This window comes from Cellulomonas septica, from assembly GCF_012396155.1.
Classification (GTDB): domain Bacteria; phylum Actinomycetota; class Actinomycetes; order Actinomycetales; family Cellulomonadaceae; genus Cellulomonas; species Cellulomonas septica.
Genome location: NZ_JAAXOY010000737.1, coordinates 1 through 1647 on the forward strand (window position 1 = coordinate 1; position 1647 = coordinate 1647).

Below are 1647 nucleotides of genomic sequence, written 5' to 3' on the forward strand. Positions count from 1 at the left end.
CGAGCTCGCGCCACCAGCGCACGCCGCGCGGGGTGGTCTCGTTCTGGTCGGGGCGCAGGCCGGCGTCGGTGGTGCCGGCGGGGAGCGTGGTGGCAGCCATCAGTGCAGGTCCTCCAGGGCGCGGGTCGACGTGACCGGGACCGCGCCCGGCATGTTGGCGACGCAGTAGAAGAGCGTGTCGTGCACGCGGAACGTCGGGTCGTCGTGCGTCGTCGGGCGGGTGTCCTCGAAGCAGCCGCCCTGGTCGACGGCCACGTCGACGAGCACCGCACCCGCGTGCATGCGAGCCACGAGCTCGTTCGTCACCAGGCGCGGCGCGCGGGCGCCCGGGACGAGCACCGCGCCGACGACGAGGTCCGCGTCGACGAGCTCGCGCTCGAGGGTCCACGGCGACGACGCGAGCGTGCGGACGCGCCCGCCGAACGCGGCGTCGACCTCGCGGAGCCGCGGCATCGACAGGTCCAGGACGGTGACGTCGGCGCGCATGCCCACGGCGATCTCCGCCGCGTGCGACCCCACGACGCCCGCACCCAGGACCACGACCTTCGCCGCGTCGACGCCCGGCACCCCGCCGAGCAGCAGCCCGCGGCCGCCCGCGTTCCGCATGAGGTGGTAGGCGCCGACCTGCGTCGCGAGCCGCCCCGCGACCTCCGACATCGGCGCGAGGAGGGGGAGCGAGCCGTCGGCGAGCTGGACGGTCTCGTAGGCGATCGACGTGGTGCCCGCGGCGAGCAGCGCGTCGGTGCCGGGCCGGTCGGCGGCGAGGTGCAGGTAGGTGAACAGGACGAGCCCGTCGCGCAGGCGGTGGTACTCCTCCTCGACGGGCTCCTTGACCTTGCACACCAGGTCCGCGCCGCCCCACACCTCGTCGGCGTCGGGCAGCAGCGTCGCACCCGCGGCCCGGTACTCGTCGTCCGGGATCTGGGAGCCCAGCCCGGCGCCGACCTCGACGAGCACGGTGTGCCCGTCGCGCACCAGCTGGTGCACCCCGGCCGGGGTCATCGCCACCCGGTACTCGCGGTTCTTCACCTCGCGCGGCACCCCGACCCGCATGACCCGTCCCCTCGTCACCGCGCGACCCGTGCCACGCGCCTGCTGCCAGTCTCGCCGCGGGCGTGCGCGTCGTCGCGGCGAACCGTGCGGCGCACGGCGCGCCGGGGTGCCGACGCCGTGGCGATGCGCCAGGGTGGGTGCGCGGGGAGGTGCGCACGTGCGTGAGGGCCTGACGGAGGCGACGTTCCGCAAGCGGCGCGACGACGCGCCCGCGGGGTTCTTCCGGTGCGAGGCGGCGGGTCTGGCGTGGTTGCGGGCCGCCGGCGGCGCGCCGGTCGTCGAGGTGCTCGACGTGGACGAGCGCGGGCTCACGCTCGAGCGGCTCGTGCCCGTGCCGCCGACCCGCGACGCCGCCCGCACCTTCGGCCGCGGGCTCGCGACGGTGCACGACGCGGGCGCCGACGCGTTCGGCGTCGCCCCACCGGGCTGGGACGGCGACGGGTTCTTCGGGCCGCTCGACGCGCCGCTGCCGATGCCGGCGGGACGGTTCGACCGGTGGGGCGCGTTCCTCGCCGCGTGCCGCGTCGCGCCCGTCACGCGCGCGCTCGTGGACGCGGGGGTCGTCGACGCCACCGTCGCGCGCGACCTCGACCG

The 1647-nt window shown here is 76.9% G+C and carries 1 protein-coding gene and 1 pseudogene; one reads left to right on the forward strand and one right to left on the reverse strand.

Annotated elements, in window-relative coordinates; genetic code table 11:
* Window positions 1-99 precede the first annotated feature (99 nt).
* Complete coding sequence (ald, locus tag HGA02_RS18705; protein ID WP_168680833.1) at window positions 100-1053, reverse strand: alanine dehydrogenase; 954 nt, start codon at window positions 1051-1053, stop codon at window positions 100-102.
* Window positions 1054-1210: 157 nt separating this feature from the next.
* Between ald and HGA02_RS18710 the strand changes: the two are divergent.
* Window positions 1211-1647 (forward strand): annotated as a pseudogene (locus HGA02_RS18710) (fructosamine kinase family protein); the annotation flags it as partial.